General features: G+C 49.9%; 3 protein-coding genes. All 3 read left to right on the forward strand.

Translation table 11 applies throughout. The features are described from left to right. A partial coding sequence (locus tag QZ506_RS02475) for a transposase (RefSeq protein WP_291968830.1) occupies positions 1-97 on the forward strand: 97 nt, incomplete at its 5' end. Between the two features lie 170 nt (positions 98-267). After that, on the forward strand, positions 268-792 hold the full coding sequence (gene aroL, locus QZ506_RS02480; protein WP_291968826.1) for a shikimate kinase AroL: 525 nt from the start codon (positions 268-270) through the stop codon (positions 790-792). A gap of 55 nt (positions 793-847) precedes the next feature. Next, complete coding sequence (gene ppnP, locus QZ506_RS02485; protein WP_291968828.1) at positions 848-1,132, forward strand: pyrimidine/purine nucleoside phosphorylase; 285 nt, start codon at positions 848-850, stop codon at positions 1,130-1,132. Positions 1,133-1,492 lie beyond the last annotated feature (360 nt).

The following is a 1,492-nucleotide window of genomic DNA, read 5'->3' on the forward strand; positions in this document are numbered from 1 at the left end:
CCGTCATCGCAATGTAGTGGAAAGATGTTTTGGCCGATTAAAAGAATACCGCCGTATTGCCACACGTTATGACAAAACTGCGAGGAATTATCTGTAGATGGTTAAACTGGGCTGCATCCGCCTCTTTTACAAGAAGTTATGAAATTAAGGGACACAGCCTAGTCTTCAGAGGCTTTCTTGTTGTCATGCTTTATCGGTATGATGCCAACTGATATCGATTAATGCGTCCCGGAAACTGCCGGGAAAGTGAGAAGGGTAGGTCATTACATGTCACAGCCCATTTTTATGGTTGGGGCCAGAGGATGCGGTAAAACCACGGTCGGCAATGCGCTGGCGTGTGCGTTAGGTTACCAGTTTGCCGATACCGATCTGTTTATGCAGCAAACCAGCAAAATGAGTGTGGCAGAAGTGGTTGCCAATGAAGGGTGGCACGGTTTTCGCCAGCGAGAAAGCGTCGCCCTGCAACAAGTGACACAGTCGCGCCGTGTCATTGCCACTGGCGGAGGTATGGTGCTTTCACCGCAAAACCGTGAGTTTATGCGTTCGCAGGGGATCGTCATCTATCTGTTTGCCTCTGCGACGCTATTGGGCGATCGTCTGGAAGCAAGCCCTGAAGCGCACCAACGCCCCACCTTAACGGGACGTCCAATTGTTGACGAGATGACTGACGTGCTGGCGGCGCGTGAGACGCTGTACCGTGATGTGGCACACCATGTGGTCGCTGCCTCTGCAACACCGGATGTTATCGTGACTGAGATCCTGCAAATGTTACGTGTTTCTGCCGCCTCATAAGCGGTTTTCGTCTGTTATTTCTTTCTTCTAGTTTCTGACCACAGGTGCTGTACTTATGTTGAATGTTAACGAATATTTTTCTGGAAAAGTGAAATCTATCGGTTTTGACAGTGACTCCATCGGCCGTGCCAGCGTGGGCGTAATGGAAGCGGGAGAGTACACCTTTGGTACTGTGCAGCCGGAAGAGATGACCATGGTGAGCGGTGCGTTGACGGTAAAACTGCCGGGCAGCGATGAATGGCAAGTGTTCGGTCCCGGTGCCGTATTTTCTGTGCCGGGCAACAGTGAGTTCTACCTGCTAGTGGCTGAACCGACCTCTTATCTGTGCAAATACCTCTGATTTATTGCCCCTGCATGCAGGGGCAACCTCACCTCGCCAACGGCATCAAAGCACCTTCATCTTGAAAAAACGTCCATAGTCAGGTTTTTATTCGGTTGCAGTGTCGTGGACCCTCGGCGTCGAAGAAGCGCTTGTGGTGACCTATTGAAATTATCACCCTGTGCGCCAGGCCATGCATATTCGCATCGTGATCGATCAGTGATTTGCATGACAATCGAGGATTTGTTGAATAAATAGATTTTATGCTGGCAGCCCAGTGAAACGACGGATCCTCGCAACGTAAAATCATGCAGTTAGGCCTCATGAGAAAAGTGTACACCTGAGATGACAAGCATTTTCAACCAAAACTGGCATGGAAAA

Origin of the sequence: Candidatus Symbiopectobacterium sp., from assembly GCF_020054415.1 — a bacterium.
Lineage (GTDB): Bacteria > Pseudomonadota > Gammaproteobacteria > Enterobacterales > Enterobacteriaceae > Symbiopectobacterium.

Bases quoted from the DNA above. Each gene is read 5' to 3' on its own strand.
- aroL (WP_291968826.1), top strand. From the start codon at position 268: ATGTCACAGCCCATTTTTATGGTTGGGGCCAGAGGATGCGGTAAAACC.
- ppnP (WP_291968828.1), top strand. From the start codon at position 848: ATGTTGAATGTTAACGAATATTTTTCTGGAAAAGTGAAATCTATCGGT.